Origin of the sequence: Mesorhizobium sp. M7D.F.Ca.US.004.01.2.1, from assembly GCF_003997785.1 — a bacterium.
GTDB lineage: Bacteria > Pseudomonadota > Alphaproteobacteria > Rhizobiales > Rhizobiaceae > Mesorhizobium > Mesorhizobium loti.
In genome coordinates, this window is sequence record NZ_RZRQ01000419.1 from 1 (window position 1) to 4434 (window position 4434).

Genomic DNA, 4434 nt, shown 5'->3' on the forward strand with positions numbered 1-4434 from the left:
AGCATGCGCAGCCTGTCGGCAGCCAGCACCGGGTCGAGCGCGATTTTCGCGCCACTCTTGGCAAGCGCCACGATTGCCGCTTCGAATTCGCCGGGCTCATGCGGCTCGGCGAGTTGGGTGAGGTAGGCCGCGACCTGACGCGAGAATTTGCGCTTATCCATGAACAGCTGGTGCGACCCATCGGCGGCGAGGATGGCGAAGCCGAGCGCCAGCGGTGTGTGGGGAACGTCACCGCCACGGATGTTGAAGGCCCAGGCGATGGAGGAGGGGTCGGTCAGCACGGCATGGGTGGCACCGTCCTCGGCGATCGCAATTGCCAGCCGCCCCAGCTTGTCCTTGGCGAGTTCGCCGGCGAAGCCGATCGGATGAAGCTCGACGGGCGTCACCGGCGCCTCGGGCTGATCCTTCCAGATGATGTCGATCGCGTTCTTGTCGAGCGGCACCAGCACCGCACCTGATTTGTCGGCCGAGGCCTGCAGCGCCTTGATCTCGCTGATCGTGTGCAGCCATGGATCGAAGCCAAGCCGCGCGCCCTTGCCGATGTTATCCTTGAGCCAGACGGCCGGCGGGTTGTCGACCAAGCTTTCGATTGAAAAGACATCGAGATCGACCTCGCTGCGTACCTGCAGCGTGTAGCGCCCGTCGACAAAGACGAAGGCGCGGTCGCGCAGGACGATGGCGACACCGGCCGAGCCGCTGAAGCCGGTCAGCCATTTCAGCCGCGCCGAACGGTCGGCGACATATTCACCCTGGTGCTCGTCGGCGCGAGGCACGATAAAGCCATCCAGCCCGTTGGCTTCAAGCCATTGGCGCAGCAACGCCACGCGCGGCTTGCCGACGGCCGGGTCGCCCGCGGAATCGAAGGTCTGGAACATGGTGGGCCTCCTGCAGTCAGCACAACCGTAGCGTACGGTCGCGGAAATCGGAATCGATTTCCGGCTGGGCGCAACCTGCTACAGCATCGCTTGACTGACAACCGGCGGAACTTGGTCCAGCTCGGTCGTTGCCGGCCTATCTGCCTCAATGCTTGAGGTGAATCGTCACCCAGCCCTCGCGGTGCAAGGTGCGCACGTGGCGAAAATTCTGGCCGACATAGGCCGAGACGACGGCGTCGCGCTGGCGGTCGAGAATGCCTGACAGCACGATCGAGCCGCCAAGCGCGATGTGACCTGCCATTTGCGGCGCCAGCCGCATCAGCGGCCGCGCCAATATGTTGGCGACGATGAGATCGAAAGGCGCACGTTTGCCGAAGATCGGATGGTGGAAGCCCGGCGCGGTCACGGTCTCCACCAGCGCCTTGACGTGGTTGAGTCGTGCATTGGCGGCAGCGACTCTCACCGCCACCGGATCGATGTCGGTCGCCAGCACCGGAATATGCGCCAGCTTGGCGACGGCAATCGCCAGCACAGCGCTGCCGGTGCCGAGGTCGAGCGCATTGCGCGGACGCTCGCGCCGCACTACCTTTTCTAGCATTTCCAGGCAGCCGGCTGTAGTGCCGTGGTGACCGGTGCCGAAGGCGAGGCCGGCCTCGATTTCGATGGCGAGCTCGCCGCTGTGGCGCTTTCTGCGGTCATGCGCGCCGTGGACGAAGAAACGGCCGGCGCGCACCGGCTTCAGCTCTTCCAGCGAATGCGCCACCCAGTCGATGTCGGGCAGGACCTCGCGCTCGACCGGCTTCGACAGGGAAAGCCCGGCAAGGATGTCCTTCAAGCGAGTTTCGACCATTTCGATGTCGCCATCGGCATAGAGCGACACTTCGTGGATGTCTCTGTCCTCGTCGACCTCCAGGACGGCGATCGGCAGGCCCTCTTCCTCGAAGGCCGCCTCGAGCGCCGCGAAAATGCTGATAGACTCGATCTTTCCGGTGATAAAGTAGAGGCGCGTCTGGGTCATGAAATGTGTTTCTTTTTGAGCATGATCTCAGGACAAACGGGGTTTCCGTTTGTCCGAGAAAACCGGTTCCCACTTTTCGGGATCAAGCTCTAGCCTTTCGCCGCCAGCCGCTTCAGTTTGGCGACGGCCGTGTCCGAACTTTCGCCATACGCGATGGTGCCCGCAAAGTCGCCCTTGGCGTTGAGCAGCAGCACCGAGGCGGTGTGATCCATCGTGTAGTCGCCGTCGCCGGTGTCGACCTTCTTCCAGTAGATGCCGAACGACTTGGCCATCGCATGGACCTTGTCCGGATCGCCTGTAATGCCGGTGATGCGGTCGGAGAAATTGCTGACATAGGCGTTCATGACATCGGGCGTGTCGCGCTCCGGATCGACCGAGACGAAATAGGCGTGCAGGTTCTTGCCGTCGTCGCCGAGCGTCTTCAGCCAGCCGGCCAGTTCGAACAGCGTGGTCGGGCAGACCTCGGGACAATGGGTGAAGCCGAAGAAGACGACGCTGGGCTGGCCCCTGAAGGCGGCCTCGGTGATCGGCGCGCCTTTCTGGTCGACCAGCGTAAAGGCGGCGCCGAAGGGCTCGCCGCCATAGTGACCGCGGTACCAGTCGAAGGTTAGCCAGCCGATGCCGGCCGCCATCAGGACGAGAATGCCGACCAGGATAGAACGCATCATCAGAAAAGTCCGTCTGCAGAAATCGTCGCGCCGGCTCAATGCCACGCCTGTGTGACAGTCTTAGCGGTTCGGCCCCGCGCAGGCAAAGTGCCGCGTTGCCGCAACCGCGGTGGTGTTGATGTATCTGCTTGCAAAGCCGGGCTGTTCGCCCCACCTGTGACCGGCAACTCGAACCGCAGGAGGCACCCTTGCACGGACTGATTGGGCGAAAACTGATCGGCGGCGCGTTGGCCGCGTGCGTTGTCCTTGGCGCCGGCGCCGCCGTCGCCGAGGAAGTCGGCAAGGTCGGCGTCGATTGGCTCGGCAACGACATCATCGTCGAGGCGATCAAGGATCCGAAGGTGGAGGGCGTGACCTGCCACGTCTCCTATTTCGATCGCGGCATCATCGATCGCCTGCACAAGGGAAACTGGTTCGAGGATCCGTCCGATTCCTCGATCTCCTGCCGCCAGACTGGTCCGATCACCATCGGCGACATCGACATGGGCGAGAGCGGCGAGGAAGTGTTCAAGCAAGGCATCAGCCTGATCTGGAAGAAGCAGGTGGTGAACCGCATCTACGACAAGGCCAATGAGACGCTGATCTATCTCTCGCATTCGCGCCAGGTGCAGAACGGCTCGGCCAAGATGTCGGTTACCACCGTACCGCTCTACGGCCAGAACGTGGTGTGGAGCAAAGGCAAGCCGCAATGAGCGGAGCGAACTCCTTCGCGCAATTGGTCTGACGGACAATTGCTCGCGACTTGCGGGAGCAATTGCTCTGACGTAAAGCCGCCAGCATGGACCGTTCCGAAAACCTTGTCCCGAAAGACCCCGAGCCGCGCATCCATCCGACCGCGGAGCTGAAAGCGTGCAAGCTCGGCCGCTATGCCTCGATCGGTGAGCGGGTGGTGCTGCGCGAGGTCACGGTCGGCGATTTCTCCTATTTCGAACGCCACTCGGAAGCGATCTACACGACGATCGGCAAATTCTGTTCGATCGCCGCCAACAGCCGTATCAATGCGCTAGAACATCCCATCGAGCGGCTGACCCAGCACAAGCTCAGCTACCGGCCGAACGAGTATTTTCGCTGGCTGGGCGTCGACGCCGCATTCCGCGCGCGGCGGCAAGCGAAAGCCGTGACCATCGGCCATGATGTCTGGATCGGCCACGGCGCGGTGATCATGCCCGGGATCACCATCGGCAATGGCGCGGTGGTCGGCGCCAACGCAGTGGTGACGCAGGACGTGCCGCCCTATGCAATCGTCGCAGGGGTGCCGGCGAAGGCGCTTCGGCCACGCTTCGCTCCGGATATTGCGGCGCGGATCGAAGCTCTCGCCTGGTGGGACTGGCCGGTCGAAAAGCTCGCCAGAGCGGTTCCCGACATGCAGGCAATGCCGATCGAAGTCTTCCTCGATCGCTGGGAAAACGACGCCGTTTGAGTTGCCAAAAACAGGTCGACGCTAGCCGGGCGGCGCTTTCGGGAGACCATGCTCCGCGCTCTGCGGACTGAAACCCCTTCCGCCATGCGGGGGTGGCGCAGCGGAAGGGGCTGGAGGTAAACCGCTGTGAAGCGGAAGGAACAGGCTCTCTTGCCTGTGGGGTTACTGTGCCATTGAACCCATAAGGTGTGTTTTCGTCCGCATTCTCTTTATGCGTGTATTCAATTGTGCCTGAGGTATTTGTCCGCGTCGGGAACCTGAAACGGTCGCCGGTTGTTTCTCATCGCGCCGCTGCGTTGAGGGATTTCGACAGATGGAAAAGCTTTTCACCAAGATCGCCAACTGGGTCGCCCATATAGCCGGCCTGCCGCCGACATTTGCCGTCTGCTGCCTGATCGTCGTCGTCTGGGCGGTAAGCGGTCCGTTCTTCGGCTTTTCGGACACATGGCAGCT

6 protein-coding genes are annotated in these 4434 nt (G+C 62.5%); 3 read left to right on the top strand and 3 right to left on the bottom strand.

The features are described 5' to 3' along the window. The 3 genes from EN993_RS31990 to EN993_RS32000 form a co-directional block, all read right to left on the bottom strand. A partial coding sequence (locus EN993_RS31990) for an aminopeptidase P family N-terminal domain-containing protein (RefSeq protein ID WP_206532450.1) occupies nucleotides 1-875 on the bottom strand: 875 nt, incomplete at its 3' end. 145 nt (nucleotides 876-1020) lie between these two features. Then, a complete protein-coding gene (locus EN993_RS31995; protein ID WP_127265774.1) occupies nucleotides 1021-1893 on the bottom strand; it encodes a 50S ribosomal protein L11 methyltransferase in 873 nt (290 codons plus the stop codon). A gap of 89 nt (nucleotides 1894-1982) precedes the next feature. Then, nucleotides 1983-2561, bottom strand: a complete 579-nt coding sequence (locus tag EN993_RS32000) for an SCO family protein (RefSeq protein WP_126069546.1) — start codon at nucleotides 2559-2561, stop codon at nucleotides 1983-1985. Between the two features lie 188 nt (nucleotides 2562-2749). Between EN993_RS32000 and EN993_RS32005 the strand changes: the two genes are divergently transcribed. The 3 genes from EN993_RS32005 to EN993_RS32015 form a co-directional block, all read left to right on the top strand. Continuing rightward, nucleotides 2750-3253, top strand: coding sequence for a CreA family protein (locus tag EN993_RS32005; RefSeq protein WP_126069545.1), 504 nt, complete (start codon nucleotides 2750-2752; stop codon nucleotides 3251-3253). Nucleotides 3254-3339: 86 nt separating this feature from the next. Further along, a complete protein-coding gene (locus tag EN993_RS32010; RefSeq protein WP_127265776.1) occupies nucleotides 3340-3981 on the top strand; it encodes a DapH/DapD/GlmU-related protein in 642 nt (213 codons plus the stop codon). 313 nt (nucleotides 3982-4294) lie between these two features. Next, nucleotides 4295-4434: low affinity iron permease family protein (locus EN993_RS32015; RefSeq protein ID WP_164757944.1), on the top strand; the 140-nt coding region annotated here is incomplete at its 3' end.

What these genes read in the sequence shown, in the direction of transcription:
- EN993_RS31995 (WP_127265774.1), bottom strand. Translation starts at nt 1,893, where the DNA reads ATGACCCAGACGCGCCTCTACTTTATCACCGGAAAGATCGAGTCTATC.
- EN993_RS32010 (WP_127265776.1), top strand. Translation starts at nt 3,340, where the DNA reads ATGGACCGTTCCGAAAACCTTGTCCCGAAAGACCCCGAGCCGCGCATC.
- EN993_RS32000 (WP_126069546.1), bottom strand. Translation starts at nt 2,561, where the DNA reads ATGATGCGTTCTATCCTGGTCGGCATTCTCGTCCTGATGGCGGCCGGC.